This is a genomic window from Blastococcus sp. SYSU DS1021 (assembly GCF_054050995.1).
In genome coordinates, this window is sequence record NZ_JBJHAL010000003.1 from 167,652 (window position 1) to 194,601 (window position 26,950).

The following is a 26,950-nucleotide window of genomic DNA, read 5'->3' on the forward strand; positions in this document are numbered from 1 at the left end:
CGGCCGGGGCGAGGTGGAGGTGCGGCGTGACCGGCTACTCGGCGATCGCTCCCGGTACCGACCTGTCGCAGCACGCCCGCGTGCTGGTGCGGGTGCACGACGCGGTGATCGGGGGCAGCCGCCCGCCCGTCCGCCCCCGCGGGGTCGTCGCGCGCTCGTGGTCACGGGTCCTGGGCCTCGGGCTCGACCCGTCGCGCACCAACGCCCGCGAACCGCTGTGCCCCGCCGAGGTCGAGCGCCGACGCCGGTGCTCGCCCCTGCTGCCGGTGATCGGTGAGCTGCGGCAGGTCCTCGGCAGCGTGGCGGACGCGTCGGCCTTCCTCATGGTCGTCACCGACGCCGACGGCGTCCTCCTCTGGCGGGAGGGATCGGCCCGGGTGCGGCTGCGCGCCGACGCCCTGGGCTTCACCGAGGGCGCCCGGTGGACCGAGCAGACCGTCGGCACCAACGCCATCGGGACGGCGCTGGCCGAGGCGGCGCCGGTGCAGCTGTTCTCCGCCGAGCACTTCGAGCAGGCCCAGCACCCCTGGTACTGCACGGCCGCGCCGATCCACCACCCCGTCAGCGGTGAGCTGCTCGGCGTCGTCGACGTCAGCGGGCCCGCGCTGACCCTGCACCCGGTCATCGCGGCGCTCGTCGAGACCGCCGTCCGGCTGGCAGAAGCCCAGCTGTGGCGGCACCACGAGCAGCGCCTGGAGCGGTTGCGCCGCTCGGCCCGCGGCGTGCTGGCCACCGTCTCCGGCCCGCTGCTGCTGGTCGACGAGCACGGCTGGGTCGCGCACCGGTCGGGTATCGCCGCGCGCGACCGGGTCGCGGTGCCGCGCGATGGCACGGTGCTCGCCGTCCCGGGCCTCGGGCTGTGCACGCCCGAACGCGTCGGTGAGGGCTGGCTGGTCCGGCCGCACGACCCCGGGGACGCCGTCGCCGCCGAACTGGACCTCACCGGCCCACCCGTGCTCCGCCTCCGGTCCCGCCGTGACCCGTGGGTCACCCCGCTGACCCGCCGGCACGCCGACCTCCTGCTCCTGCTGCACCAGGCCGGCCGGGCGGGGCTGGGCGCCGACCGGTTGAGCACCGCGCTCTTCGGCGACGCGGCGCACTGCGTCACCGTCCGGGCGGAGATGTCCCGGCTGCGGAAGGTGGTCGGCGGCCTGGTGACCACCAACCCCTACCGCCTGGCCGCCGGGGTCACGCTGACGGTGCTCCGCCCCGAGGAGGGCTGACGCGCACCGGCGACGGCGAGGCGGGCGGTCGGCCCCGTCGCCGTTGCGACCACCCGCCTCCGGGGGTGGGATGAGTCATGGCTGTGGCCCGGAACGGGCGTCCCCCGACCGGCACCGAGGACCGGGAGGACGGGACCGAGCGGTACGACGCGGACTCGCCGCACCGCATCTCCGCCGCGGGTTGGCGGGCTCTGCTGGCGCGAGCCGTCCGGCAGCTGCTCACCGATCGGCTGATGGTCCAGAGCGCCGGGGTGGCGTTCTTCGCCGTCCTGTCGGTCGCCCCGGTGCTGGTGACCGCCGTGTCGATCTACGGCGTCGTGAACACCCCGGGAACGGCGCTCGAGCAGCTGTCCGAGGTGGCGGACGTGCTGCCCGACGACCTCGAGTCGATCGTCGCCGACCAGCTCACGACGATCACCGCCGCGTCGGCCCAGGTGCTCACCTTCCGGGGGCTCACCGGCCTCCTCGTGGCCCTCTGGACGGCGACGACCGCGATGACGTACCTCATCGACGGCGTCTGCATCGCCTACCACCAGACGGAGACGCGCGGTCTGCTGCGCCGCAGTGGCCTGGCCCTGCTCTTCGTGCTCGCCGGCGCCGTGGGGCTCGCCGGCCTGATCGCCGCGGCGGGGGTCGTCGGCGCCCGGCTCGCTGGCGCCCCCGGTCCGGTCCGCGCCGCCGCGTCGGTGCTGTCCTGGATTGCGCTGGCCGTGCTCATGGTGGCGGCCCTCACGGTCCTCTACCGGTTGGCCCCGGACCGCCGGGACGCGCGGTGGCGGTGGCTCACGGCAGGATCGGTGCTGACGACGCTGGTCTGGCTCGGCACCACCCTGGCCTTCTTCTCCTACGTGCAGAGCCTGGGCAGCTACCAGTCGACCTACGGCTCCCTCGCGGGCGTGGCGATCAGCATGTTCTGGCTGTGGACGACGGTCGCCCTCATCTTCCTCGGTGCCGCGGTGAACGCCGAGACCGAGCGGCAGACCGTGCGCGACTCGACGGTCGGGCCGGAGCAGCCGCTCGGCCGACGAGGTGCCGTCGTGGCCGACAGCGCGCCGCCGTACCCGGGCGAGGACTGAACCGGTACGCGCCGGCCCCTCCGGCATCCCGGTCACCCGCCCACCGCGCTCCCGGGACCGTGCGCCGACGGGCGCCGCAGCAGCACCCACGAGGTCCCCGGCCGCGCTACCGTCCGCGTCCTGGCCCGCTGCTGCGCCCTTCCTACGACGTCGTCCCGGAGGTGGACCGGAGGTGACCGCCGACCGCGAGGCCCTGCTGCGCTCGCTGTACGACGCGTTCGACGCGCGCGACATCGAGACGGTGGTGGCGGCGATGACGCCGGATGTGGACTGGCCCAACGGCCGGCAGGGCGGCCGGCTCGTCGGGCGTGACGCCGTCCGCCAGTACTGGGAGCACCAGTGGGCCGAGATCCGGCCGAACCTGCGGCCGACCGCCGTCTCCGAACGCGGGGACGGCTCGGTCGAGGTCGGCGTCCGGCAGGTGTTCCGCGACCCCGGCGGTCTCGTCCTGGAGCGCTCCGACGTCCGCCACGTCTACACCTTCGACGGTCACCTGGTGCGGCGCATGGACGTCGAGCGGTAGCGGCCGACGAGGCCGGTCAGCGGGCTCCGGAGTCGAACTCCATCCACGCTCTCCGCCGGTCCTTCCGGGAGCGCGCCTGCGACATGGCCTCCACTCGGCGACGCTGCTCGTCGGTCGCGTTCCCCTGGGCGACGGCCCGCTCGGCCTCGTGCATCGCCTCCTCGGCCGCGGACTCCGCCGGCGTCTGCGGGGTCTCCTCCACGGGACTGGACTCGTCCCCCGGCTGCTCCGGTGACCGGTAGGGGCTCTCGGCCGGGAGGTTGCCGCTGATCCGGCCGTAGGCGCCGAGCAGCAGCAGGACCAGGCCGACGACGGCCGAGAAGACCACGTTGCTGAAGTCGAAGGCGAAGACGTTGAAGTCGGTGCGCAGCACGGCCAGGTTGCCCAGTGCCGACACGAGGAACAGCACCCCGACGGCGATCATGACCGTCGAGGCGACCCGCGCTCCCGCCAGCGCGCCGCCGATCAGCACGAGCCCGACGATCACGGAGACGGTGGAGAGCAGACCGTTCGTCGACATGCCCACCACCGATTCGCCGGTGGTCGAGAAGAACGGCAGCCCGCGGGCGAAGCCGAGTACCGCGAACACCAGCAGGACGACACCCACGACGCCCGCTCCCACGCGGTGCACCATGAGCACCCGGTTCCGCACGGCCCGCCGGTCCGCCGGCGACGGCGATGTCGTGGTCGATCGCTGCGGGTCGCTCCTGCGGGTCATCGGAAGGGTCCCTCCCTCGGATACCGAGGCGATCGGCGCCTACGCCTCCTGGCGTCCGTACCGGCCTGTCTCCGATGAACGAGCCGGGCGCCGGCGGAGTGCCCGCCCGAGCACCGGTCCGGGGCGATCGGCGCGGGAAGTCAGGCGCGCACCCGGTTCCCCGGCCGACGGCGGCGGGCGAAGAAGCGCTCGACCCGGCGCCACCGGTTCGGTGTCTTCTCGGGATCCATGACCTCCGACTCCGCCAGCGCCCGGTCGGCCGGGCCGAGCTGCGGCGGCTCGAACGGCACCAGCGAGCGGCCGGTCGGGCGGCGCAGTCGCTCGATGCCCCGCACCAGGGAGCCGGTGCCGGCGATCGCGGCGGTGACCTCCTCCGGCGCGCAGCCCAGGTGCTCGGCGATCAGCCGGTCCCGGAAGGCGACGATCGTGTCGGCCAGCCCGTCGGCCCCAGGCCGTCCCTCGACCGCCTCGATCGCCAGATCGCACTCGGTGTCCAGGCCCATCGAGCGGTTGTTCACGTTGCTGGAGCCGATGCGGAGCAGCCGGTCGTCGACGACGGTGATCTTGGCGTGCACGTAGATGTGCGCGCGCCGCTCGGTCACCGGGGTGTAGATCCGGAACCGGTCGTGCACGTCGGCCTCGCGGACGATCTCCAGCGCCCGGGCACGCGCGGTGCCCATAGCCTTCTCCGAGAGCCAGCCGTCGGCCGTCCAGGGGTTGACCACGACCACGTCGGGGCCGTCGGGCTCGCGCAGCCGTTCGGCGATCGCCTCGGCGATCCGCCGGCTGGCGAAGTACTGGCTCTCCACGTAGAGCGCCCGGCGGGCACCGGCGATCAGGGCCAGCCACAGCAGCTCGACCTCGTGCACCAGCGGTGTGCCACCGTGCTCGGGCCGGGTGCGGGAGATCGCCACGTCCACGTCGGTGAGCAGGGGCTCGACACCCTCGGGCCAGTGGTCCCGTTCCTCGGGCAGGGGCTCGAGCCGCTCACCGGTGCCGCTCTCCCACCGTTCGCGGGCCAGCTCGGCGAGAGCCCGTGCGGCAGGGCCGGTCATGATGCTGGTCGCGTCGTGCCACGGTCCGGTGAGCCGACCCGGTGCGGGCCCGGTCGCCGGCCGGCAGCGGTGCGGGTTGTCATCGGCGTGGTCGGAGGTGTCCCAGCGGTCCGCGGTGACGTCGATGCCGCCGGCGAACGCCAGGGAGTCGTCGATCACCACGATCTTCTGGTGGTGCGCGCCGCCGACCGGGTGGTGGGTGTCGACGGCGAGGGTGAGCCGTTCGGGGGCGCGCCGGTCCAGGAGCACGATCGGCTTCAGCCCCCGGCCGAGCGCGCGCAGCATCCCCAGGTCCCACTGCAGGACGCCGACGTGCAGGTCCGGGTTCTGCTCCACCGCCCGCTCGAGCACGTCGCCCAGCCGGTCGTCCTGAGGCCGGCCGCCGTCCAGCGGGTCGAGCCGGATGCGGGGATCGAAGTCCCAGCCGATGAACAGCACCCGGCGCCGGGCACCCAGCACGGCGCGCTTGAGGGTGGCGAAGTACCCGGCCGCGTCGACGAAGACCGCGAACCGGGTGGCCTGCTCGATCCGCCAGCAGGTCTCGCCGGGGACCAGCAGCCGTGCGCCCTGCTCGGGCGCACCGACGTCCCCACCCGGCGGGGCGGAGAGCCTGAGCCCGGGATCGGTCCTCGCCTCGCCGCCGCCCGTCACACCGGCAGTCTGCCCGGCGCCGAGGGCGGGGACCAACGCCCACCCCCCGGGACGCCCCGATCGGGTCCTCGGCCGCGGGTGGCCGGGCTCGCCGCCGCGAGCGCGCTCGGGAGCCCGGCGCGCGGCTCCGGACCTCACACCGGAGCACCGGCCGGCGTCTGCCCTCCGAGCCCGAGCGGCGGGCAGCACCGGAACCTGCAGGAGGTCGATCGATGAGCGGCTGGTCGGTGATCGCCGGAGCCGTGTCCACGGGCGTGTTCGCCCTCGCGTCCCTGCCCATGGTGGTCAAGGCGGCACGCACCAGGGACCTCGCGTCCTACAGCGGAGGCAACCTCGCCCTGGCCAATGCCGGGAACGTCATCCACTGGCTGTACGTGGTGCACCTGCCGGTCGGCCCGGTATGGGCGCTGCACGCCTTCAACTCCACCGTGGCCGCGCTCATGTTCAGCTGGTGGCTGCGCGAGCGCCGGCGTCGGGCCACCCTCGGCCCGGACGTCGCCGCGCGTGGCGAGGTGGCCACCTCCGGCGGCGAGACCGTCCGCCGACTTCGATGAGCGAGACTGCGACACCGCAGACCTCACCGATCGACCCGCCGAGGCGTCTACCTGCCGTGCTGCCCTTCGAAGAGATCGTCGCCCGCCACGGCGCTACGGTCCTGCGCGTGTGCCGGGCCGTGGTCGGCCCGGTCGACGCCGAGGACGCGTGGTCGGAGACCTTCCTCGCCGCCCTCCGCGCCTACCCCGGGCTCCCGGAGGACACGAACTGGGAGGCCTGGCTGGTGACCGTCGCCCACCGCAAGGCCGTCGACCTGCACCGCGCCGCACGACGCCGGGCCGTGCCCGTCGAGCCGGTCCCCGAACCCGCCGGGGGCGCCGACGGGGCGGACGAGGAGGTCGCCCGGCACGGCGACCTGTACGACGCGCTGCGCCGGCTGCCGGACAAGCAACGGCAGGCGGTCGCGTACCACCACCTCGCCGGTCTGCCGCACCGCGAGGTCGCCGCCGTGCTGGGCGGCACCGAAGCGGCCGCCCGTCGAGCCTCGGCCGACGGGATCAGGGCGCTGCGCGTCCGCTACCACGATGTCGGACTGGAGGAGACCGTCGATGGACGACCGTGATCCCGGGCTGTTCGCCCGGCTCGACGACAACCTCGCCCCGGCGTTGGAGCGCCTGCACGCCCGGCTGGTGGCCGAGGCCGAGCACGAGGGACTGCTCGACGTCGCCTACCGCGTCATGGACACACCGGTGGGGCCGCTGCTCCTCGCGGCCACCGAACACGGGCTGGTGCGCGTCGCCTACGCCCGTGAGGACCACGCTGCCGTCCTGGCCACGCTGGCCACCAGGATCGGCCCGCGGATCCTGCGCGCCCCCGCTCGGCTGGAGGTCGCGGCCCGGCAGGTCGAGGAGTACTTCGCCGGTAGCCGCACGCGGTTCGACATCCCGCTGGATCTCCGGCTGGCCTCAGGGTTCCGGCGCAGCGTGCTCGAGACCCTGCGCACCGTCGACTACGGCACCACCCGCAGCTACGCCGGTGTGGCCGCCGCAGTCGGGAGTCCACGGGCCGTGCGGGCCGTCGGGACCGCCTGCGCGACCAATCCGCTGCCGGTCGTCGTCCCGTGCCACCGCGTCGTCCGCACCGACGGCACGATCGGCGCCTACATCGGTGGCGCCGAGGCCAAGCAGCGCCTGCTCTCCCTCGAAGGCGCCGCCTGACGGTCCGGCAGCGCGGCGGTGCCGGACGACCTCACATCCGACCCCGCCCGAACGTCTGCTCGGTACCGGCACCAGCGCCGGGGACCACGGCGACGCCCCATCGGCGCCCGAGCAGAGAGGACCCACCCCCATGTCCCGGATCGCACTCGTCACCGGATCCACCCGCGGCCTCGGCCGCGCCACCGCCGCAGAGCTCGCCCGTCGCGGCCACACGGTCGTCGTGGCGAGCCGGAACGCCGTCGCTGCCCGGGAGGTCGCCGACCGGCTGTGGGACGAGGGGCACGACGCCGCGCACGTCGCCCTCGACGTCACGTCGTCGGAGAGCGTCTCTGCAGCGCCAAGGAGCTCGACTCCCGGTACGGCCGTCTCGACGTGCTGGTCAACAACGCCGGGATCCTTGCGGAGGCGACCGGGCCGGCAACGCACGAGTTCACCGATCTCGAGGCTTTCGGCCGCACCCTGGAGACGAACGTCGCCGGCGCGGTGACCGTCATCGAGCACTTCCTGCCCCTGCTGCGCCGCAGCGAGGCAGCCCGGGTCGTGAACGTCTCCTCGACCGTGGGCTCGCTGACCGACCAGTCCGACCCGGACTCGCCGTACTACGGCATGGTGGTGCCCGGGTACCAGGCGTCGAAGGCCGCGCTGAACAGCATCACCATCGGCCTGGCGAAGCACCTGGCCGAGCTCCGCCACGGTCACCTCGGTCTGCCCCGGCTGGGTGCAGACCGATCTGGCCCCCGGCAACCGCGAGCAGGCGCCGCTCACACCCGCCCAGGCGGCCGGGGTCGTGATGCACGCGGCGACGCTGCCGGCCGAGGCGCCGTCGGGCACCTTCCTGGACGCCGACGGCATCGTGCCGTGGTGACCTCCGCCGGCGCGTCGTCCTCGCCGCCGGGCTCCCGGAGCCGGCACGGGCGACCACGCCGTGCGCCGTTCTTGTCGGTACCCCGCACCAGCATGTCGTGGCGGCACCGGTGGGGAGCGAGCCCGCGGGTGCAGTCCATGGCGGTTCCCGCACGCAGAGGAGGACCAGTGAAGATCGTCGTCACCACGCCCACCGGTTCCGTCGGCTCGCGCGTCGTGCGCCTGCTGCTGCAGGCCGGGCAGCGGCCGACGCTGCTGCTCCGGGACGCCGGCCGGCTCGACCCGGCCACCCGCGCCCTGGTCGACACGGTCGAGGGGGACCAGCGCGACCTCGACGTGGTGCTGCGCGCGACGGAGGGCGCCGACGCCCTGTACTGGGTCAACCCGCCCACCGACGACGACGACCCGATCGAGGCCCAGCGCCGGCTGGGCCGGATCGCCGCCCGCGCCGTGGCCGACAACGGCATCACGCGCACGGTTTTCCAGAGCAGCGTCGGTGCGGAGAAGCGCACGGGTGTCGGGGACATCGACGGCCTGGCCGCCACCGAGGTGGCGCTCGACGGCACCGGCGCCTCGGTCACCCATCTGCGCTGCGGCATGTTCTTCACCAACCTGCTGCTCGACCCGGGCCTCGACGAGGGCGTCTTCCGCGTCGCCCTGCCGGTGGACATGCCCCTGCCGTGGGTCGACCCGCGGGACGTCGGGGACGTCGCCGCCGTGCGGCTGCTGTCCACCACCTGGTCCGGGCGGCACGTCCAAGCCGTCCACGGGCCCGAGGACCTCAGCTGGGCCCAGGTCGCGGACGTCGTGGCCGCGGCGACCGGACGCTCCGTTCGCGTCGAGCGCGTGCCCGACGACGCCATCCGTGCCGGGCTGCGGGCCGCGGGCCTCACCGATCCCCAGGTCGAGGCGATCCTCGGCATGAGCACCGGTCTCCGCGACGGGTTCGTCCCGGAGGACGGCCGGAGCCTGGTGACCACGACGCCCGGCACGCTTGCCGCCTGGGCGTACGAGCACGTGAACCGGCAGGTGGCCCCGGCGCTCGCGGGGTGAGCACCGGAGCGGCGTGACGGCGGCCGAGGTGCCGAGGGGCGCGCCGCCGGTCCCTGCCGACCGCGCGCCCCTGGCGGCCACTGGAACACCTCGCGGCCGAGGAGCGCTGGCGCCGACGTGACCGACACGTCCCCGGGGCTGTCCCTGCTCGACCGTTCCCGCACCCGGATCGGCGAGCCCGACGCCGCGGCGCTCCAGGGCAGCGTCGCGCGCGCCGTCCACGCCGAGCAGCTCGGGTTCGAGCGGTTCTGGGTCGCCGAGCACCACGGGGTGCCGGGGATCGCCGGCGCCGCACCGGCAGTGGTGCTGGCCGCCGTCGCCGGCCGGACGACGACGATCCGGCTCGGCTCGGCCGGCGTGATGCTGCCGCACCACCAGCCGCTCGTCGTCGCCGAGCAGTTCGCCACCCTGTCGGCCTTCGCGCCGGGCCGGGTCGACCTGGGGCTGGGCCGCTCCCCCGGGTTCACCGCGCCGGTGCGCCGCGCCCTGCGGGAGGCCGACCGGGACTTCCCGGCCGATCTCGCCGAGCTGCGCGCCTACCTCACCGGCGCGGCGGAGATCACCCTGCACCCGCAGCCCGTCGGCCCGGTGCCGCTGCACGTGCTGGCGACCGGGCGCGGGCTGCAGGTCGCGGCGGAGCTGGGGCTCCCCGTCATCGTCGGCGGCCCGCTGCTGGGCCTGGCCGGCGACCCCGAGCCCGGGCTGGCCGCGCTGGCCGAGTACCGGCGCACCTTCCGGCCCTCCGGGCAGCAGCCGGTGCCGCGCGTCGCGATCAGCCTCGACGTGCTGGTCGCCGACACCCCGGCGGAGGCCGCGGACCTGCTGCTGCCCGAGGCGTGGGCGATGGCCCGGGCCCGCACCACCGGCACCTTCCCGGCGCTGGAGCCGGTGGCCGCCGTCCGCGCCGCGCACCGCACCCCGCGCCAGCAGCAGTACCTCGAGGAGACGGCTGCGGCGGCGGTCACCGGCACGCCCGCCCAGGTGGAGAGCCGGCTGGCGGAACTGCTCGACCGCACCGGGGCGGCCGAGCTGGTGGCCGCGGGCAGCACCTTCGACCGGGCGGCCCTGGCCGCCTCCGACGCCTCCCTCGCGGCCCTGTTCGGCCGGACGGCCGGTGCCGGCGTCCCCGCCGGCACCGGCTCAGGAGGTGGCAGCGCCCCGTCGGGCCGCCACGGGTCGGCTCAGAACGCCGGCAGGACGGCGCCGGAGTAGTTCTCCTCGATGAACTGCCGCACCTCGGCGGAGTGCAGCAGCTCCTCCAGCGCGACGATCCGCTCGGCGTCCTCGTCGCCGCTGCGGACCACGAGCAGGTTCGCGTTCGGGTTGCCCTCGGCCTCTTCGAGCGCGAGGGCGTCCTCGGCCGGCGAGAGGTCGGCGTCGATAGCGTAGTTGCCGTTGATGACCGCGGCGTCGACGTCGGCCAGCGAGCGCGGCAGCTGCGCGGCCTCGACCTGCTGGATCTCCAGGCCCTTCGGGTTGCCCTCGATGTCCAGGGCCGTCGGCGCGGATTCCCCCGTGTCGGCCAGGGTGAGGAGGTCGTTGGCCTCGAGCAGCCGCAGGGCCCGGGCGGCGTTGGTCGGGTCGTTCGGGATCGCGACCGTACCGCCGTCGGGGAGGTCGGCCAGGGTGGTCAGCGAGGCGGAGTAGATGCCCAGTGGCTCGATGTGCACCGGCTCCAGCGCGGTGAAGTCGTAACCGGCGCTGGCCTCCTGCTCCTCGAGGTAGGGCACCGTCTGGAAGTAGTTGGCGTCCAGCGAGCCGTCGTCGAGGGCGACGTTGGGCTGCACGTAGTCGGTGAACTCGACGATCTCCAGGTCCAGGCCGGCGTCGTCGGCAAGCTCCTCGTCGACGAACCGCAGGATCTCCGCGTGCGGCACCGGGGAGGCGCCGACGCGCAGCGGCTCGTCCGCCGCCGACAGCTCGGCCTCCCCACCTCCGCAGGCGGTGAGGCCCAGCAGCGTGGCGGAGGCGACGGCGGCGAGGGTGGTCCGGGTGGGGCGGAGCATGTGCGTGTTTCTCCTAGCGAGGGGTCGGTGGTGGTGCGGAGGATCAGGCGTGCGCGAGCCGTCGGGCCCAGCGGTCGCCGGCCCACTGGAGCAGCTGGACCAGCACGAGCAGCAGGACGACGGTGACCACGGTGATGTCGGTGCGGAACTGCTGGTAGCCGTAGCGGATGGCGAAGTCGCCGAGGCCGCCGCCGCCGATGGCGCCGGCCATCGCCGAGTAGCTGATGAGGGCGACGACGGTGACCGTGACGCCCGAGACCAGCGACGGCAGCGCCTCGGGCAGCAGCACCGTGCGGACGACGTCGCGCCGGCGGGCGCCCATCGCCAGGGTCGCCTCGACCTTGCCGTGCCCGACCTCCCGCAGGCTGGTCTCCACCAGCCGGGCGAGGAACGGGACGGCGCCGATGGTCAGGGGCACGATCGTCGCCGTCGACCCGATCGTGGTCCCCACGATGCCCCGGGTGACCGGGGCGACGAGCACCAGCAGGATGATGAACGGCAGCGACCGGCCCAGGTTGACCACCAGGCCGAGGACGCGGTGCAGCGCCGGGCTCGGGGAGAGCGCGCCCGGTGCGGTGACGGTGAGCAGCACGCCGAGCGGGACGCCGAGCAGCACGGTGAGCAGCGTGCTCACGCCCACCATGTACAGCGTCTCCCACGTGGCATCGGCCAGCTGCGGGGCGATCCGGTCCCAGTTGCTCACCGCTGCACCTCCGGGGCGTCGAGGAATCGGGGCTCGTCGGGTCCGTCCGGCGGCCCGGCTGCCGGCTGCTCCTGCTCCCGCCACGCCGCCGGCTCGTCGCCGGGGTGGGCGCGCTCGACCAGGGACCCGCCGTCCCGGAGGCGCTGGAGCGCGGGGTCCAGCCGCCCGTCGTCGCCGGTGACCGAGAGCAGCAGCCGACCGAAGCGGCGGCCGGCGACGGTCTCCACCGACCCGCCCACCACCTCGACGTCGAGCCCCAGCTCGCCGGCGAGGGTGCGCAGCACCCGGCCCTCCGGTGCGGCGTCGGTGACGGTGACCCGGACCAGGTCGCCGGCCCGGCCGGCGACGGGTGGGGCCGGGAGCAGCTGGGCGGCCAGCGGTGACCGGGGGCGGGTCAGCACCTCGGTCAGCGGGCCGCCGTCGACGACCCGGCCGCGGTCCATGAGCACCGCGCTGTCGCACACCGCCCGGACCACCGCCATCTCGTGGGTGATGAGCAGAACGGTCAGGCCCAGGTCGGTGCGCACCTGCCGCAGCAGGTCGAGCACACCGGTGGTGCTCGCGGGATCGAGGGCGCTGGTCGCCTCGTCGCAGAGCAGCACCTTCGGCCGGGCGGCCAGCGCGCGGGCGATCGCGACGCGCTGCTTCTGGCCACCCGAGAGCTGCGCCGGCCGGGCGGCGTGCCGGTCGCCCAGTCCCACCAGGTCCAGCAGCTCCGCCACCCGGCGGCGGCGGTCGGCCCGGCCGACGCCGGCGAGCTCCAGGGGGTGCTCGACGTTCCCGGCGGCGGTGCGGGAGTCGAGCAGGTTGAAGTGCTGGAACACCATGCCGACGGTGCGTCGGGCACGCCGCACGCCGTCGGCGTCGAGGTCGGTGAGCGGCTGACCGTCGACGACCACCCGCCCCGACGTCGGCCGCTCCAGCAGGTTGACCAGCCGGGCGAGGGTGCTCTTGCCGGAGCCGCTGGGGCCCACGACGCCGGCGAACTCGCCGTCGGCGACCGACAGGCTCACGCCGTCGACGGCGACGACCTCGGGTGCCCCCCGGCGCGCGGGGAAGACCTTGCGGACGTCGGACAGCTCGATCACGGGGGCCTCTGGATGGCTCGGCGGGGCAGGGCGCGGACGGGGCCCGGACCGGCGCGGTGGCGCGCGCCGACGACGGGCGGCGCGCGGTGTCTCCGCGAAGGGTGGGCGGCGCGGCGCGCTAGAGCAGGCTCGCCGTGCGCAGGAGGTCGACGGCGCGACGACGCGTCAACGCAACACTCCTCGGCACCCGTCGAGCATGCCGCGCCGCTCGGCCGGCTGCCAGCGGGGCGGGCAAATGTGAGAGAACGCTCAACCAGATGGTCGTGCGGTTCAGTGATCGACCAGCGGAGACGTCGCCTCGGCGCTCGCCGCCGCCCGCCGCGGAACCCCCGGCCGGAGCGCGTCGATCAACCGGTCGTCGAGGGCCGCCGCTCCCCCGGTGACCACCACGGTCGCCGTCCACTCGGTCAGCTCCGTGTTCTGGCCCTGAACGGGTCGGGCCGGCCCCTGCACCCGGAGCGTCGACCAGTCCGGGTCCGCTCCCGCGGCGGCGGCCATCACCCGCAGCTGCCCGCGGAGCCCGGCGGTCACCCGGTCCCGGTCGGAGAACGGCACAGCAGCGGCAGCGCGGTACATCATCGCCCCGGGGTCTGCCCATTTCGGCTGCCCACTACACATATTCAGCGCCCTCGTCACCCCGCGGCACCCCGCCGGTGACCGCGCGTCGGCGGAACGGCTCAGATGAACGGCACCACGACCGCGACGGTGAGCACCGCCAGGCCGAGCGAGAGGTGGCGGTAGTTCTTGTACCAGGGCTTGCCGCGGAGCTCCCCGGACTCCTCGCGCCACGTCTGCCGGTCGAACACCACCTCGGCGATCTTCTCGCGGTCCGGCGCCTCGGTGGACAGCGTGATGGCCACCAGGGTGACCACGCTCAGGAGGAGCATGATCCCGGTCGCGTACAGGAACTGGACGCCGTACAGCTCGAAGATCTCCCCGGTGACGAAGCCGATCACCCCGATGGGGACCACGACGACCAGCGTCCAGAAGGCGGCCGGCGCGGTGGCGCGCTTCCAGAAGATGCCGCCGAGCAGGACGACGACGATCGGCATCGTCACGTAGCCGAGGAACGACTGGAAGTACTGGACGATCGTGTCGAACTGCAGGATGACCGGCGCCCAGGCCACCGCGATGAGCATGAAGATGCCGACGAGCACCCGGCTCATCAGCAGCAGCCGCTTCTCGCTGTACTCCTTGTCACGGGTCTTGACGAAGTCGTTGATCACCAGGCTCGCGGCCCCGTTCAGCACCGAGTCCAGGGTGGACATCAGGGCGGCGAGCAGCGCGGCGACGATCAGCCCGCGCAGGCCGACGGGGATGAACTCGAAGATCAGCGAGGGCCAGGCGAGGTCCGGGTTCTCCAGGTCGGGGAAGACGTCGCGGGCGAGGATCCCGGGGAAGATCAGCAGCACGAGCAGCGGCAGCTGCATCAGGCCGGCGAACAGCGCCCCCCACCTGCCGTGGTCCAGGTTCTTCGCCGCCAGCACCCGCTGGACGACGACGTGGTTGGCGACCCAGACGTAGAAGCCGAGCCAGATCGCCCCGGTGAAGATGCCCGGCCACGGCAGGAAGTCGTCGTCGGGTGGAGGCGCGATGGTGAAGCCGTCCTCCGGCGCGAGCTCGGGGAACACCGACCACTGGAAGTCGAACTCCCGGAACACGATGACGAAGATGATGCCGGCCGCCAGGAACAGCAGCACGCCCTGGATCGTGTCGGTGATCATCACCGCCCGCAGCCCGCCGAGGATGACGTACACGCCCGCCAGCACGGCGATCGCCACGATGTGCACGATCATCGGGACGTCGGGGAACAGCAGGTTCAGCACCAGCGCGCCGGCGATCATGCCCCCGGCGGAGTCGATGAGCATGCCCGTGAGCACCGTGAACCCGGAGAACGCGTACCGGGAGCGCCGGTCGTACCGCCGTTCGAGGAACTCCGGGACGGTGCTGATCTTCGACTGCAGGTAGATCGGCAGGATGAGCACCGCGAAGACCAGCAGGACGAGCGTGGCCATCCACTCGAAGTTCCACACCGCGATCCCGGTGTCGTAGCCGGCTCCGGCCAGCCCCAGGAACTGCGTGCCCGAGAAGTTGGTGACGATGAGCGAGAAGCCCACGAGCGGCCACGCCATGCCGCGGCCGGCGAGGAAGTAGTCGTCGGAGTCCGAGGTCCGCCGGGACACCCAGTAACCGATCCCGATGATCATGACCACGTAGGCGCCGATGACCACGAGGTCAACGGTCGCGAGGTCGAATTCCGGCATGGCACCGCCCTCCCCCTGCGCCTCGTCGCGCACCGTCCAAGTTGGCGGAAGAGCGGGCCTCCCGCGACTCGGAACCGGGTCGCCTCGGCGCCGCCGCCCGGCCGGTCAGCCGGGAGCGAGCAGCGCCACCACCTGGCAGCGGATCTCGAGGTCCTCGCGGGCGGTCACCACCACCGTCCGCGCCGGCGCGCCATCGCGTTGTCCGCTGCACGCCGACGGCTCCAGCGGTCGGGGGCGAGGGTGTCCAGGTGAACTCCCGGCGCCGTCGTCAGCCGGTGAGCTCGGCCATCATGCGCAGGGTCTCCGGAGAGCCACCGACCAGCATCGTGGTGACGAGCGACTCCTCCCAGGCCGCGAGGTCGTCGGCGATCTTGGCCCGCGACCCCACGAGCGCCACCTTCTCCACCATCGCCAGCGGGACGGCCGCCGCCGCCTCGTCCCTCCGGCCGGCCAGGTACAGCTCCTGGATGCGGGCGCACTCGGCCTCGAAGCCCATGCGCGCGAAGACCTCGTAGTGGAAGTTCACGCCCCGGGCACCCATCCCGCCGACGTAGAGGGCGAGCATCGGCCGCACGCGGTCGGCCGCGGCGTCGACGTCGTCGGCCACCTCCACCTGGACCATGCAGGCGACCTCGAAGCCGTCGGCGCCCCGGCGGGCCCCCGGGCGGGCGAAGCCCTCGGCGAGCGACCCCCGGTAGTGCCCGTCGTCGTGCGGTGAGTAGAACAGCGGGATCCAGCCGTCGGCGATCTCCGCGGCCAGCGCCACGTTCCTCGGCCCCTCGGCCGCCAGCAGGACCGGGATGTCGGTGCGGAGCGGGTGCACGGTCGGCCGCAGCGACTTCCCCAGCCCGGTGCCGCCCGGGAAAGGGATGCGGTAGTGCTCGCCGTCGTGGCGCACGGGCTGCCGCGCGAACACCTGCCGCAGCACCTCGACGTACTCGCGGGTGCGGGCGAGCGGCCTGGGATAGGGCTGGCCGTACCAGCCCTCCACCACCTGCGGCCCGGAGACCCCGAGGCCCAGGACGAACCGCCCGCCGGAGAGGTGGTCCATCGTCAGCGCCGCCATGGCGGTGGCCGTCGGCGTCCGGGCGGACATCTGCACCACCGAGGTGCCGAGCCGCAACCGGGTGGTCGCGCTGCCCAGCCAGGCCAACGGGGTGAGGGCGTCGGACCCGTACGCCTCCGCGGTCCAGACCGACTCGAAGCCCAGGCGCTCGGCCTCGGCGACCAGCTCGGCCTGACCCGGCGGCGGCCCGGCCCCCCAGTACCCCAGCGACAGCCCCAGCCTCATCGAGCCCCCTCCTGTCCGGCGTGCCGTGCGACGGCGGTCGACCGGCGTGGGCGGCCGGCGACGAGGCGCGACGTTAGCGCAGCGGGTTGTTGTGCGGGTCACACCCGGCTGATAGACCTGACGCCGTCGTCAAGTTCGGCCGGTGGCGCTGCCGTCGGCCATTCCCACCGGGAGTTCCGATGCGCTTCACCGACGAGCACCACGCCTTCCGGAAGCTGGTGCGCGACGTCGTCGACCGGGAGATCGCCCCCCACGTCGACGAGTGGGAGGCGGCGGGCACCTTCCCGGCCCACGAGCTCTTCCCGAAGCTCGGCGAGCTCGGCCTGCTGGGCCTGGAGTACGACCCCGAGTACGGCGGGCAGGGCGCCGACCACCTGTTCAGCGTGATCCTGTGCGAAGAGCTGCACCGTTCCGGGTGCGCCGGCGTGCCGATGGCGATCGGCGTCCAGACCATGATGGCGACGCCGTCCCTGCACGAGTTCGGCAGCGACGAGCTCAAGCGCCGCTACCTGGAGCCCGCGATCCGGGGCACCGCCGTCTGCTCCATCGCGGTGACCGAGCCCGGCGCCGGCTCCGACGTCGCCGGGCTGCGCACCCGCGCGGTGCAGGACGGCGACGAGTGGGTGATCAACGGCAGCAAGCTGTACATCACCAACGGCACCCAGGCCGACTGGCTGTGCCTGCTGGCCCGCACCTCCGACGAGGGCGGGCACCGCGGGATGAGCCAGATCATCGTGCCCACCGACGTCCCCGGCTTCGCGGTCTCCCGGAAGCTCGACAAGCTGGGCAACCGCTCGTCCGACACCGCCGAGCTGTACTTCGAGGACGTGCGGGTGCCGGTGTCGAACACCATCGGCACGGTCGGCCGCGGCTTCCAGCAGCAGATGTCGCAGTTCGTGGTGGAGCGCATGTTCGCCGCCTACGGCGCGGTGGGCAGCTGCCGGATGGCGCTGGAGCGCACCCGGGACCACCTCCAGCAGCGCCAGGCCTTCGGCGGGCCGCTGCTGGCCAGCCAGTACATCGCCTTCCGGCTGGCGGAGCTCGCCGCGCAGGTCGACCTGCTGCAGTCGCACAACTACGCGTGCGCGGAGGCCTACCTGAACGGCGAGGACACCACCCGCCAGGCCACGGTGGCCAAGCTGACCGCCGGCCGGCTGCTGCGCGAAGTGGCCGACACGTGCCTGCAGTTCCACGGCGGCATGGGCTACATGGAGGAGACCTGGACCGCCCGGTTCTTCCGGGACAGCCGGCTCGCCTCGATCGGCGGCGGCGCCGACGAGGTGATGCTGCAGGTGCTCGCCCGGATGCAGGGGTTCTCCGCGTGAGCGACCGCAGCGCCCTGCTGGCCGCCCTGGTCGACGACCTCACGGCCGAGTCCGCCGACCTCGACGCCCGGGTGGCGCCGCTCGACGACGCCGGGTGGCGCACGCCCACCCCCGCGGCCGGCTGGGACGTCCGCGACACGATCAACCACCTGCGGTTCTTCGACCGGGACGCCCTCCTGGCCGTGACCGACCCCGCCGGGTTCGCCGCCCTGGCCGAGGGGCTCGGCGACGCAGCCGGCGACTACGTCGAGCGGCGCACCGCCGAGGGCCGGGACACGCCCCCCGCGGAGGTCCTCGCCGACTGGCGGGCCGGCCGGGAGGCGCTGGCAGCCGCCCTCCGCGCGACCGACCCAGGCGTGCGGGTGCCGTGGTTCGGCCCGCCGATGAGCCCGGCGTCGTTCGTGACCGCCCGGCTGATGGAGACGTGGGCGCACGGTCAGGACGTCGTCGACGCCCTCGGGCAGGACCGCCCGGGCACACCGCGGCTGCGCTCGGTCGCCGAGATCGGCGTGCGCGCGCGGCCCTTCTCCTACGCCGTCCGCGGGCTGCCGGTGCCCGACCGCGCGGTCCGCGTGGAGCTGACCGGGCCCGGTGGCGAGCGGTGGACGTGGGGGCCCGCGGACGCCGCCGACACCGTCCGCGGCCCGGCGCTGGACTTCTGCCTGCTGGTGACCCAGCGCCGGCACCGCGACGACCTCGCCCTGGAGGTCACCGGGCCGGCCGCGCAGGAGTGGATGTCGATCGCGCAGGCCTTCGCCGGTCCCCCCGGCGCGGGTCGGCAGCCGCTGGGCGGTGCCCGGTGACCGCACCCCTCCGCATCGCCAACGTCTCCGGTTTCTACGGCGACCGGCACAGCGCCATGCGCGAGATGCTGGACGGCGGCGAGGTCGACGTCCTCACCGGCGACTACCTCGCCGAGCTGACCATGCTCATCCTCGGCCGGCAGAAGGCCGAGGACCCGGCCGCCGGGTACGCCCGCACCTTCCTCTCCCAGCTGGAGGAGTGCCTGGGCACGGCGCTGGAGCGCGGCGTCCGGATCGTCAGCAACGCGGGCGGGCTCAACCCGCAGGGGCTCGCGGCGGCGGTCACCGAGCTCGGCCGGCGCCTCGGGACGCCGGTGCGGGTGGCCACGGTCGGTGGCGACGACCTGCTGCCCCGCCTCGCGGACCTGCGCGACCGCGGCCTGCTCCGCGCCGGTGACACCCCACCCGGGGACGGCGAGGTTCCCGACGCCCTCACCGCCAACGCCTACCTCGGGTGCCGGGGGATCGTCCGGGCCCTGCAGGGCGGCGCGGACGTCGTCGTCACCGGCCGGGTCACCGACGCCAGCCTCGTCGTCGGCCCGGCGGCCTGGCACCACGGCTGGGGGCCCGACGACCTGGACGCGCTCGCCGGGGCCACCGTCGCCGGGCACGTCCTGGAGTGCGGCGCCCAGGCGACGGGCGGGAACTTCAGCTTCTTCGCCGAGCTGCTCGACGCCGACCCCGCGGCGCTGGACTCCATCGGCTTCCCGCTGGCCGAGATCGCCGCCGACGGCACCTCGGTGATCACCAAGCACCCGGGCACGGGCGGGGCGGTCACCGTGGAGACGGTCACCGAGCAGCTGCTCTACGAGCTCACCGGCAGCGCCTACGGCGGGCCCGACGTCGTCACCCGCTTCGACGGCCTGCGGCTGCGGCAGGCCGGCCCCGACCGGGTCGAGATCACGGGCGCCCGCGGGCTGCCCGCCGGGCAGTGGCTCAAGGTGGCCGTCAACCGCCTCGGCGGCTTCCGGAACTCCATGACCCTGCCGCTGACCGGTCTGGACGTCGAGCGCAAGGCGGAGCTGCTGCGCCGCCAGCTCGCCCCCGCGCTCGAGGCGATCGAGGACGTCACGGTGGCGCTCGCCCGCACCGACTCGCCGGATGCGGCGGTGCAGGAGGAGGCCGCGGCCCTGCTGCACGTCACGGTCAAGGACTGCGACCGCCGGAAGGTGGGCAAGGGCTTCACCGTCCCGGTGATCGAGCTCGGCCTGGCCAGCATCCCGGGCTTCCACGCCACCGCCGCGCCGCCCAGCCCCTCGCCGTACGGGGTGTACTCGGCGGCCTGGGTGCCGGCCGGGGAGGTGCCGCAGGTCGTCGGCCTGCCCGACGGGACGACGGAGACGCTGTCCCCGGCCCCCGCGGCGGCTCCCGGCGCGCCGCCGCCCGACCCTGTCGCCGCGCCGACGTGGGCGGGCGACGCCACCACCGCGGCCGTCCCGCTCGGCCGGGTCGCCGGTGCCCGCAGCGGCGACAAGGGCGGGGCGGCGACCCTGGGCGTCTACGCGCGCTCCGACGACGGCTACGCCTGGCTCGCCGCGTTCCTCACCCCCGACCGGCTGCGGGCGCTGCTCCCCGAGGCCGCCGCCCTCCCGGTCACCCGCGAGCTGCTGCCCGGCCTGCGGGCGCTGCTGTTCCAGCTACCCGGTCTCCTCGGCGACGGCGTCGCCGCGGGCACCCGGTTCGACCCCCAGGCCAAGGCCGTGGGCGAGTGGCTGCGCTCCCGCGTGGTCGACGTCCCGGCCCGGCTGCTGCCCCCGGAGGTGGGCTCATGACGATGCTGGACGAACGGGCCGCGAGCAACCGCGCGGCCCTGCTGGAACGACTGGCCGAGCTGGAGGTGGAGCGCGGCCGCGCCAACGCCGGCGGCGGCGAGAGCGCCGTGGCCCGGCACCGCGACCGGGGCAAGCTCACCGTGCGGGAACGGATCGAGCTGCTGCTCGACCGCGACAGCCCCTTCCTGGAGCTCTCCCCCTACGCCGCCTGGGGCACCGACTTCCCCGTCGGCGCGAGCACCGTCACCGGCATCGGCGTCGTCGAGGGCGTGGAGGTGATGATCTCCGCCAACGACCCGACGGTCCGCGGCGGCACCTCCAACCCGTACACGCTGCGCAAGTCGCAGCGCGCGCACGACATCGCCGAGACCAACCGGCTGCCGTTCGTCAGCCTGGTCGAGTCCGGCGGTGCGGACCTGCCCACCCAGTCGGAGATCTTCATCCCCGGCGGCCGCGGCTTCCGCAACCTCACCCGGCTCTCCGCCCAGGGCATCCCCACCGTCGCGCTGGTCTTCGGCAACAGCACCGCGGGGGGCGCCTACGTCCCCGGGATGAGCGACCACGTGGTGATGATCGACGGGCGCAGCAAGGTGTTCCTGGCCGGACCGCCGCTGGTGAAGATGGCCACCGGCGAGGAGGCCGACGAGGAGTCCCTCGGCGGGGCGTCGATGCACGCCCGCGTCTCCGGCAGCGCCGACCACCTCGCCGTCGACGAGGTCGACGCCATCCGGCTGGGCCGGCAGATCGTGCGCAACCTCAACTGGCGCAAGCGGGGCCCGGGCCCCTCACGCCCGGCCGACCCCCCGCTGCACGACCCCGAGGAGCTGCTCGACCTGGCGCCCGCCGACCTGCGGCAGCCGCTGGACCCGCGCGACGTGCTCGCCCGCATCGTCGACGGCAGCCGCTTCGACGAGCACAAGCCGCTGTACGGCACCTCCCTGGTCACCGGGTGGGCGAGCATCCACGGCTACCCGATCGGCGTGCTGGCCAACGCCCGCGGCGTGCTGTTCCGGCAGGACGCCGAGAAGGCCGCGCAGTTCATCCAGCTGGCCAACCAGACCGACACCCCGCTGCTGTTCCTGCAGAACACCACCGGCTACATGGTCGGCACCGAGTACGAGCAGGACGGGATCATCAAGGCCGGGTCGCAGATGATCAACGCGGTCTCGAACAGCGCGGTCCCGCACATCACCCTCAACATCGGCGCCTCCTACGGCGCCGGCAACTACGGCATGTGCGGCCGCGCCTACGACCCCCGCTTCCTCTTCACCTGGCCCAACGCCAAGAGCGCGGTCATGGGCGCCGCCCAGCTCGCCGGCGTGCTCGACATCGTCGGCCGGGCCAGCGCCCGGGCCCGCGGCCGCGACTACGACGAGGAGGCCGCGGCCGCCATGCGCGCCGCGGTGGAGCAGCAGATCGAGGCGGAGTCGCTGGCCCTGTTCCTCTCCGGGCGGCTCTACGACGACGGCATCATCGACCCCCGCGACACCCGCACCGTCCTCGGGCTGGCGCTCTCGGCGATCTCCAACGCACCGGTCCGAGGGCTGCACGACGGATGGGGGGTGTTCCGGCTGTGAGCCGCACCCTGAGCTGCGTCCTGGTCGCGAACCGGGGCGAGATCGCGCGGCGGGTCTTCACCACCGCCCGCGCCATGGGCCTGCGCACGGTGGCGGTGCACTCCGACGCCGACGCCGACGCGCCGTTCGTCCGCGAGGCCGACGTCTCCGTCCGGCTGCCCGGCAGCACGCCCGCCGAGACCTACCTGCGCGCCGACCTCGTGGTGGCCGCCGCGCTGCGGGCCGGCGCCGACTGCGTCCACCCCGGCTACGGCTTCCTCTCCGAGAACGCCGACTTCGCCCGTGCGGTCGCGGCGGCGGGGCTGGTGTTCGTCGGCCCCGACCCCGAGGCCGTCGAGGCCATGGGCAGCAAGCTCGCCGCGAAGGAGCTGATGAGCCGCGCCGGGGTGCCGACCCTGCCGAGCGTGGACGCCACGGGGCTGTCCGGCGACACCCTGGAGAAGGCCGCCGGTGAGGTGGGCTACCCACTGCTGGTCAAGGCCTCCTTCGGCGGGGGTGGCCGCGGCATGCGGGCCGTGCGCGGGCCGGACGAGCTGGCCGACGCGGTGGCCGGCGCCGGCCGGGAGGCGGCCTCGGCCTTCGGCGACGGCACCGTCTTCCTCGAACGCCTGGTCGAGCGGCCGCGGCACGTCGAGGTGCAGGTGTTCGGCGACCGGCACGGCACCACGGTGGCGCTGTTCGAGCGGGAGTGCTCCATCCAGCGCCGGCACCAGAAGGTCGTCGAGGAGGCCCCCTCCCCCGCCGTCGGCCCCGAGCTCCGGGCCCGGCTGCAGGAGGCCGCGGTGGCCGCCGCGCGGGCGATCGGCTACGTCGGCGCCGGCACGGTGGAGTTCCTGCTCGACGAGTCGGGCGAGTTCTTCTTCCTCGAGATGAACACCCGGCTGCAGGTCGAGCACCCGGTCACCGAGGCGGTCACCGGGCTGGACCTGGTCCGCCTGCAGTTCGACGTCGCCGCCGGCCGTCCGCTGCCGGCGGCGGCCGTGTCGGCCACGTCGTCCGGCTGGGCGATCGAGGTGCGGCTCTACGCGGAGGACCCGGCGCGCGGCTGGCTGCCGCAGTCGGGGCGGCTCGCCGACTTCGCGATCCCGGCCGACACCGCCTTCCGCACCACCGCCGGGCCCGGCATCCGGGTCGACAGCGGGGTGGAGGCCGGCGGCGAGATCGGCGTGCACTACGACCCGATGCTGGCCAAGGTCATCGCCTGGGCGCCCGACCGGTCGTCGGCGGCGCTGGCGCTGGCCGGGGCGCTGGCCCGGGCGCGGTTGCACGGGCTGACCACCAACCGCGACCTGCTGGTGCGCGTGCTGCGCAGCGAGGCCTTCCTCGCCGGGGAGACCGACACGGGGTTCCTCGACCGGCACGGGCTGGCGCAGCTGGCCGCCCCGCTGGTCGACGAGGCCGCCCGGCGCCGGCACGCCGTCGTGGCCGCGCTGGCCGGGGCGGCGCTGCGGCGGGCCGGCGCGCCGGTGCTGGGCGGGCTGCCGTCGGGCTGGCGCAACAACCCCACGGCCCCGCAGGTCACGGTCTTCGACACCGGCACGGTGCGCTACCGGATCGGCTCGGCAGGCGTCACCGCCGACGTGGACGGCGAGCCCGTGCCGCTCACAGTCCTCGGTACGTCGGTCCCGGCCCCCGGCCGGGTGCGGCTGGACCTCGAGCTCGGCGGGCTGCGCAGCACCTACGACGTGCACGCCGACGGCGACCGCTGGCACGTCGACGGTCCCGAGGGCGGCAGCACGCTGGTCGAGCAGCCCCGGTTCCCGGAGCCGGGCGCCGCCGTGCAGCCCGGATCCCTCACCGCCGCCATGCCCGGAACCGTGGTCCGGGTGGCGGTGGCCGAGGGCGAGCAGGTCGCCGCGGGCCAGCTGGTGCTGGTCCTGGAGGCCATGAAGATGGAGCACCCCGTGGTCGCGCCGGCCGACGGGGTGGTCACCCACCTGCACGCCGACGTGGGCCGGCAGGTGGAGACGGGCGCGGTCCTCGCGGTCGTCGGCGAACCCCCCGCACCGCAGACCGAGACCGAAGGGAACAGCCATGCGTCCTGACCTGTCCGGGGTCGACCCCCTGGAGCTCAACCTCGCGACCCGCTTCTCGGTCGGCGACATGCTGACCCGCACCGCCCAGCTGTTCGCCCACCGCACCGCGATCGTCGACGGCGACGAGGAGATCGGCTACGCGCGGCTCGACGGGGCGGCCGAGGCGTTCGGTCGCGGCCTGCTCGACGCCGGCGTGGGCCGCCAGGAGCCCGTTGCCTTCCTGCTGGGCAACTCGTGGCGCTTCGCCGCCAGCTTCTTCGGCTGCGCGAAGGCGGGGCTGGTGGCGCTCCCGGTGAACCTGATGCTGGCGCCGGAGGACATCGGCTGGATCCTCGCCGACTCCGGCACCCGCACCGTCGTCGCCGACCCGCCGTTCCTCCCGCTGCTGGAGGCGGTGCTGCCGCAGCTGCCGCAGATCACCACGGTGATCGTGACCGGCGACCAGGCCCCGGCGTCGGTCGCCGGCCGCGACGTGCGGCGCTGGGACGACGTCGCCACCGACCCCACCCCGGTCCAGGTGATCGTCGAGGACCGCGACACCCTGCACTGCCTCTACACCTCGGGCACCACGGCCCGGCCCAAGGGCGTGCTCACCAGCCACCTCTCGGTGCACGTGGGCGTGCTGAGCAACGCGCTGCAGACCGGCCACCGGCGGGGGGACGAATTCTCCGTCCTGCCGATCGTGCTCCCCCTGTTCCACACGACCGCGCTGGACACCCTCCTGCTGCCGATCCTGCTCACCGGCGGCACCGCCGTGCTCCCTCGCGGGTTCGAGCCGGAGGGCTTCCTCGAGGTCGTGGAGCAGCGGCGGGCGACGCACCTGATGCTGCTGCCGATGATGTACGGCGCGCTCCTGGCCTCCCCCGGGATCCGGACCCGCGACCTCTCCTCGGTGCGGCTGTGCATCTACGCCATGGCCCCCATGCCCCAGGAGCGGATCACCGCGATCGCCGCCGCCTTCCCCAACGCCCAGGTGCTGCTCGGCTCCGGGCAGACCGAGTGCGTACCCGCGACGGTGTTCCAGTGGCCGGCGCACCAGGAGACCAAGGCGGCGTCCTGGGGTCCGTCCACGGTCACCGTCGACACCCGGATCATGGACCCGGCCGGCGCCCTGCTGCCCGCGGGCGAGACCGGCGAGATCGTCTACCGCGGCCCGCACGTGATGAGCGGCTACTGGAACAACCCGGCCGCCAACACCGCCGCGTTCGCGCACGGCTGGTTCCACAGCGGCGACGTCGGCCACCTCGACGACGAGGGCGTCGTCTGGTTCACCGACCGGGTCAAGGACATGGTGAAGACCGGCGGCGAGAACGTCTCCTCGGTGGAGGTGGAGCGGGTGCTGCTGGCCTCCTCCGAGATCGCCGAGGCGGCGGTCATCGGGGTGCCGGACGACCGCTGGGGCGAGGCAGTGACCGCGGTGGTCGTGCCGGCCGACCCGGACACCGACCCGGTCGCGCTGGCCGAGCGGCTGCTCGCCCACTGCAGACAGCACCTGGGCGGCTTCCAGGTGCCCAAGCGGATCGAGGTCCGCGCCGGGCTGCCGAAGACGGCGACCGGGAAGATCCAGAAGCACGAGCTGCGGGACGAGTTCCGTGCCTGACGACCGCCTGGTCCAGGTCGCCCGGCGGGGGCCGGCCGCCGTGCTGACGCTGGACTCCCCGCACAACCGCAACGCGCTCTCGCGTGCCCTGGTCGAGCAGCTCCACGCGGCGCTGGGTGCGGCGCTGGCCGACGCCGCCGTCCGCGTGGTGGTGCTGACCGGGGCGGGCCCGGTGTTCTGCTCGGGCGCCGACCTGAAGGAGCAGCGGGCCGGCGGGGCTCCCGGCGCGGTCGGCCTGCCGGAGGTGCTGACCCTGCTCCTGACGGGGCCCAAGCCCGTGGTCGCCCGGGTGAACGGGCCGGCGCGGGCCGGTGGACTCGGCCTGATCGCGGCCTGCGACCTCGCGGTGGGCCCCGCGGCGGCGACCTTCGCGTTCAGCGAGGTCAGGATCGGTGTGGCGCCGGCGATCATCGCCGTCCCCGTCCTGCGGCGGATGGACCCGCGGGCGGCGCGGGAGCTGTTCCTCACCGGCGAGCCGTTCGACGGTGCCCGGGCCGGGGCGGCCGGTCTGCTCGACCGGGTCGTGCCCGACGACCGGCTCGACGCCGCCGTCGACGAGCTCGTGGAGCAGCTCGGCCGCGGCGCCCCGGAGGCGCTCGCGGTCACCAAGCGGCTGCTGCGCGAGCTGCCCGGCGCCGACCTCCAGGACGACTTCCGCCGCATGGCGGAGGTGTCCGCCGAGCGGTTCGCCTCGGCCGAGGCGCGGGAGGGCATCGCCGCGCTGCTGGAGAAGCGCCGACCGGCCTGGGGCCTCGACGCCTGAGCTCAGCCGGGGCGACCGGCCCCGCCGTCCGGCCAGGCGGCGGGCGGCAGGCCGATCGCCCCGGCCCAGAGCCGCGTCAGGACGTCCACGGCGGCGTCCTCGTCCAGGTCCTCCACGGGGTCCTGCCACAGGTGCGCGAACGACTCGACCATCGCGCCGAGGGCGCTGGCCGTGGCCCGCGGCGGAAGGGTGCGGTCGGCCAGCCCCAGCTCCTGCAGCCGAAGCAGACCCTCCATCCCGCGGCGCACGAAGGCCTCGCGGACGTCGACCCGCAGCCGCCGGAACTCCTCACGGGTGTCGGCCAGCGAGTCGAGCACCCGGAGGATGCGGGCGTGCCGGGTGACGGCGCCGAGGTAGAGCCGGTTGGCCGCCTCGATCCGCCCGTACGCGTCGTCCGGCGGCAGCCGCGAGCCGACGGTCGTCGCGGCGAACACGTCCTCGACGACGACGGCCACGATCGCCCGGAGCAGCGACTCCTTCGAGTCGAACCAGGTGTAGAAGGTGCCGTGCGAGACGCCGGCCCGCTCCGCCACCAGGTCGATCCGGACGTCGGCGAACCCGCGCTCCTCGAACAGCTCGCGTCCGGCCTGCAGCAGGGCGGCCCGCGTCCGCCGGCCCCGGTCGGTCACCGGCAGCTGCTCCTGCTCCGCGCCTGGCATGCCACCTCCGAGAGAACCGGGCCGGAGCAGCCTGCCACACCGCGCCCGCGAGCCGGCGCACGCCGCCGACCCCGCCGGGGCGCCCACTAGGCCGTGGCCGTCGTCCACGGGGCGGCCGGAGGGCGCGCGACCCGCGTCGCGCATCATCGACTCCTCCGGCGGGCGGCCGGTCGCCCTCCCCCAGCAGA

The 26,950-nt window shown here is 74.6% G+C and carries 25 protein-coding genes and 2 pseudogenes; 18 read left to right on the forward strand and 9 right to left on the reverse strand.

Annotation, left to right across the window (positions count from 1 at the left end):
- Positions 1-26: 26 nt before the first annotated feature.
- The 3 genes from ACI8AP_RS03630 to ACI8AP_RS03640 all read left to right on the forward strand — a co-directional run bounded on the left by ACI8AP_RS03630 (position 27) and on the right by ACI8AP_RS03640 (position 2,822).
- Positions 27-1,223, forward strand: coding sequence for a GAF domain-containing protein (locus ACI8AP_RS03630; RefSeq protein WP_456587967.1), 1,197 nt, complete (start codon positions 27-29; stop codon positions 1,221-1,223).
- Positions 1,224-1,300: 77 nt separating this feature from the next.
- A complete protein-coding gene (locus ACI8AP_RS03635) occupies positions 1,301-2,299 on the forward strand; it encodes a YihY/virulence factor BrkB family protein (RefSeq protein WP_456587968.1) in 999 nt (332 codons plus the stop codon).
- A 172-nt stretch (positions 2,300-2,471) separates the two neighbouring features.
- Entirely contained in the window at positions 2,472-2,822 is a 351-nt protein-coding gene (locus ACI8AP_RS03640; protein ID WP_456587969.1) for a nuclear transport factor 2 family protein, read from the forward strand.
- Between the two features lie 16 nt (positions 2,823-2,838).
- On the opposite strand, the gene ACI8AP_RS03645 is transcribed toward ACI8AP_RS03640, so the two are convergent.
- Positions 2,839-3,540, reverse strand: a complete 702-nt coding sequence (locus tag ACI8AP_RS03645) for a DUF4383 domain-containing protein (protein WP_456587970.1) — start codon at positions 3,538-3,540, stop codon at positions 2,839-2,841.
- A 140-nt stretch (positions 3,541-3,680) separates the two neighbouring features.
- Complete coding sequence (locus tag ACI8AP_RS03650) at positions 3,681-5,246, reverse strand: phospholipase D-like domain-containing protein (RefSeq protein WP_456587971.1); 1,566 nt, start codon at positions 5,244-5,246, stop codon at positions 3,681-3,683.
- Positions 5,247-5,458: 212 nt separating this feature from the next.
- Here ACI8AP_RS03650 and ACI8AP_RS03655 point away from each other — a divergent pair, with 212 nt between their 5' ends.
- From ACI8AP_RS03655 to ACI8AP_RS03690, 8 genes and pseudogenes are all read left to right on the forward strand, one after another.
- Positions 5,459-5,800, forward strand: a complete 342-nt coding sequence (locus tag ACI8AP_RS03655) for a hypothetical protein (protein ID WP_456587972.1) — start codon at positions 5,459-5,461, stop codon at positions 5,798-5,800.
- Complete coding sequence (locus ACI8AP_RS03660) at positions 5,797-6,363, forward strand: RNA polymerase sigma factor (protein WP_456587973.1); 567 nt, start codon at positions 5,797-5,799, stop codon at positions 6,361-6,363. The genes ACI8AP_RS03655 and ACI8AP_RS03660 overlap by 4 nt, the downstream gene beginning before the upstream one ends.
- Positions 6,350-6,958, forward strand: coding sequence for a methylated-DNA--[protein]-cysteine S-methyltransferase (locus tag ACI8AP_RS03665; RefSeq protein WP_456587974.1), 609 nt, complete (start codon positions 6,350-6,352; stop codon positions 6,956-6,958). The genes ACI8AP_RS03660 and ACI8AP_RS03665 overlap by 14 nt, the downstream gene beginning before the upstream one ends.
- 130 nt (positions 6,959-7,088) lie before the next feature.
- Positions 7,089-7,289 (forward strand): annotated as a pseudogene (locus ACI8AP_RS03670) (SDR family NAD(P)-dependent oxidoreductase); the annotation flags it as partial.
- Positions 7,226-7,630, forward strand: a pseudogene (locus tag ACI8AP_RS03675) (SDR family NAD(P)-dependent oxidoreductase); the annotation flags it as partial. The pseudogenes ACI8AP_RS03670 and ACI8AP_RS03675, both read left to right, overlap by 64 nt.
- 46 nt (positions 7,631-7,676) lie before the next feature.
- Positions 7,677-7,823: a hypothetical protein gene (locus ACI8AP_RS03680; RefSeq protein ID WP_456588025.1), complete on the forward strand. Its 147-nt coding sequence runs from the start codon at positions 7,677-7,679 to the stop codon at positions 7,821-7,823.
- Between the two features lie 167 nt (positions 7,824-7,990).
- Positions 7,991-8,875 (forward strand): NmrA family NAD(P)-binding protein, encoded by an 885-nt coding sequence (locus tag ACI8AP_RS03685; protein ID WP_456588023.1) that lies wholly within the window; start codon positions 7,991-7,993, stop codon positions 8,873-8,875.
- Between the two features lie 117 nt (positions 8,876-8,992).
- The gene (locus tag ACI8AP_RS03690) at positions 8,993-10,087 is read left to right on the forward strand and encodes an MsnO8 family LLM class oxidoreductase (protein ID WP_456587975.1); all 1,095 of its coding nucleotides are present in this window, start codon (positions 8,993-8,995) and stop codon (positions 10,085-10,087) included.
- On the opposite strand, the gene ACI8AP_RS03695 is transcribed toward ACI8AP_RS03690, so the two are convergent.
- The 6 genes from ACI8AP_RS03695 to ACI8AP_RS03720 all read right to left on the reverse strand — a co-directional run bounded on the left by ACI8AP_RS03695 (position 10,057) and on the right by ACI8AP_RS03720 (position 16,227).
- Positions 10,057-10,881, reverse strand: a complete 825-nt coding sequence (locus tag ACI8AP_RS03695; protein WP_456587976.1) for a MetQ/NlpA family ABC transporter substrate-binding protein — start codon at positions 10,879-10,881, stop codon at positions 10,057-10,059. The two genes, ACI8AP_RS03690 and ACI8AP_RS03695, sit on opposite strands and share 31 nt — an antisense overlap.
- 43 nt (positions 10,882-10,924) lie before the next feature.
- Positions 10,925-11,584: a methionine ABC transporter permease gene (locus ACI8AP_RS03700; protein WP_456587977.1), complete on the reverse strand. Its 660-nt coding sequence runs from the start codon at positions 11,582-11,584 to the stop codon at positions 10,925-10,927.
- Entirely contained in the window at positions 11,581-12,672 is a 1,092-nt protein-coding gene (locus ACI8AP_RS03705; RefSeq protein WP_456587978.1) for a methionine ABC transporter ATP-binding protein, read from the reverse strand. The genes ACI8AP_RS03700 and ACI8AP_RS03705 overlap by 4 nt, the downstream gene beginning before the upstream one ends.
- A 270-nt stretch (positions 12,673-12,942) precedes the next feature.
- Positions 12,943-13,251, reverse strand: a complete 309-nt coding sequence (locus ACI8AP_RS03710) for a hypothetical protein (protein ID WP_456587979.1) — start codon at positions 13,249-13,251, stop codon at positions 12,943-12,945.
- 98 nt (positions 13,252-13,349) lie between these two features.
- Positions 13,350-14,936 (reverse strand): sodium:solute symporter family transporter, encoded by a 1,587-nt coding sequence (locus ACI8AP_RS03715; protein WP_456587980.1) that lies wholly within the window; start codon positions 14,934-14,936, stop codon positions 13,350-13,352.
- Positions 14,937-15,204: 268 nt separating this feature from the next.
- Positions 15,205-16,227 carry an LLM class F420-dependent oxidoreductase gene (locus ACI8AP_RS03720; protein ID WP_456587981.1) on the reverse strand — a complete coding sequence of 341 codons (1,023 nt, stop codon included), beginning with the start codon at positions 16,225-16,227 and terminating at the stop codon, positions 15,205-15,207.
- A 179-nt stretch (positions 16,228-16,406) separates the two neighbouring features.
- On the opposite strand from ACI8AP_RS03720, the gene ACI8AP_RS03725 reads away from it, so the two are divergent.
- The 7 genes from ACI8AP_RS03725 to ACI8AP_RS03755 are packed head-to-tail and all read left to right on the forward strand — an operon-like array spanning position 16,407 to position 26,103.
- Positions 16,407-17,552, forward strand: a complete 1,146-nt coding sequence (locus ACI8AP_RS03725) for an acyl-CoA dehydrogenase family protein (protein WP_456587982.1) — start codon at positions 16,407-16,409, stop codon at positions 17,550-17,552.
- A complete protein-coding gene (locus tag ACI8AP_RS03730; protein WP_456587983.1) occupies positions 17,549-18,355 on the forward strand; it encodes a TIGR03084 family metal-binding protein in 807 nt (268 codons plus the stop codon). Before ACI8AP_RS03725 ends, ACI8AP_RS03730 begins: the two co-directional genes overlap by 4 nt.
- Positions 18,352-20,127: an acyclic terpene utilization AtuA family protein gene (locus ACI8AP_RS03735; RefSeq protein ID WP_456587984.1), complete on the forward strand. Its 1,776-nt coding sequence runs from the start codon at positions 18,352-18,354 to the stop codon at positions 20,125-20,127. The genes ACI8AP_RS03730 and ACI8AP_RS03735 overlap by 4 nt, the downstream gene beginning before the upstream one ends.
- Positions 20,124-21,704 carry an acyl-CoA carboxylase subunit beta gene (locus tag ACI8AP_RS03740; RefSeq protein ID WP_456587985.1) on the forward strand — a complete coding sequence of 527 codons (1,581 nt, stop codon included), beginning with the start codon at positions 20,124-20,126 and terminating at the stop codon, positions 21,702-21,704. The genes ACI8AP_RS03735 and ACI8AP_RS03740 overlap by 4 nt, the downstream gene beginning before the upstream one ends.
- Positions 21,701-23,749, forward strand: coding sequence for an ATP-binding protein (locus ACI8AP_RS03745; protein WP_456587986.1), 2,049 nt, complete (start codon positions 21,701-21,703; stop codon positions 23,747-23,749). The genes ACI8AP_RS03740 and ACI8AP_RS03745 overlap by 4 nt, the downstream gene beginning before the upstream one ends.
- Positions 23,739-25,340 (forward strand): class I adenylate-forming enzyme family protein, encoded by a 1,602-nt coding sequence (locus ACI8AP_RS03750; RefSeq protein ID WP_456587987.1) that lies wholly within the window; start codon positions 23,739-23,741, stop codon positions 25,338-25,340. Before ACI8AP_RS03745 ends, ACI8AP_RS03750 begins: the two co-directional genes overlap by 11 nt.
- Positions 25,333-26,103 (forward strand): enoyl-CoA hydratase-related protein, encoded by a 771-nt coding sequence (locus ACI8AP_RS03755; protein WP_456587988.1) that lies wholly within the window; start codon positions 25,333-25,335, stop codon positions 26,101-26,103. The genes ACI8AP_RS03750 and ACI8AP_RS03755 overlap by 8 nt, the downstream gene beginning before the upstream one ends.
- Positions 26,104-26,105: 2 nt before the next feature.
- Here the strand turns inward: ACI8AP_RS03755 and ACI8AP_RS03760 are convergent, their stop codons facing one another.
- Entirely contained in the window at positions 26,106-26,762 is a 657-nt protein-coding gene (locus ACI8AP_RS03760) for a TetR/AcrR family transcriptional regulator (RefSeq protein WP_456587989.1), read from the reverse strand.
- Positions 26,763-26,950: the final 188 nt, after the last annotated feature.

What these genes read in the sequence shown, in the direction of transcription:
- ACI8AP_RS03635 (WP_456587968.1), top strand. Translation starts at nt 1,301, where the DNA reads ATGGCTGTGGCCCGGAACGGGCGTCCCCCGACCGGCACCGAGGACCGG.
- ACI8AP_RS03645 (WP_456587970.1), bottom strand. Translation starts at nt 3,540, where the DNA reads ATGACCCGCAGGAGCGACCCGCAGCGATCGACCACGACATCGCCGTCG.
- ACI8AP_RS03655 (WP_456587972.1), top strand. Translation starts at nt 5,459, where the DNA reads ATGAGCGGCTGGTCGGTGATCGCCGGAGCCGTGTCCACGGGCGTGTTC.
- ACI8AP_RS03660 (WP_456587973.1), top strand. Translation starts at nt 5,797, where the DNA reads ATGAGCGAGACTGCGACACCGCAGACCTCACCGATCGACCCGCCGAGG.
- ACI8AP_RS03665 (WP_456587974.1), top strand. Translation starts at nt 6,350, where the DNA reads ATGGACGACCGTGATCCCGGGCTGTTCGCCCGGCTCGACGACAACCTC.
- ACI8AP_RS03695 (WP_456587976.1), bottom strand. Translation starts at nt 10,881, where the DNA reads ATGCTCCGCCCCACCCGGACCACCCTCGCCGCCGTCGCCTCCGCCACG.
- ACI8AP_RS03710 (WP_456587979.1), bottom strand. Translation starts at nt 13,251, where the DNA reads ATGATGTACCGCGCTGCCGCTGCTGTGCCGTTCTCCGACCGGGACCGG.
- ACI8AP_RS03715 (WP_456587980.1), bottom strand. Translation starts at nt 14,936, where the DNA reads ATGCCGGAATTCGACCTCGCGACCGTTGACCTCGTGGTCATCGGCGCC.
- ACI8AP_RS03720 (WP_456587981.1), bottom strand. Translation starts at nt 16,227, where the DNA reads ATGAGGCTGGGGCTGTCGCTGGGGTACTGGGGGGCCGGGCCGCCGCCG.
- ACI8AP_RS03725 (WP_456587982.1), top strand. Translation starts at nt 16,407, where the DNA reads ATGCGCTTCACCGACGAGCACCACGCCTTCCGGAAGCTGGTGCGCGAC.
- ACI8AP_RS03740 (WP_456587985.1), top strand. Translation starts at nt 20,124, where the DNA reads ATGACGATGCTGGACGAACGGGCCGCGAGCAACCGCGCGGCCCTGCTG.
- ACI8AP_RS03750 (WP_456587987.1), top strand. Translation starts at nt 23,739, where the DNA reads ATGCGTCCTGACCTGTCCGGGGTCGACCCCCTGGAGCTCAACCTCGCG.
- ACI8AP_RS03760 (WP_456587989.1), bottom strand. Translation starts at nt 26,762, where the DNA reads ATGCCAGGCGCGGAGCAGGAGCAGCTGCCGGTGACCGACCGGGGCCGG.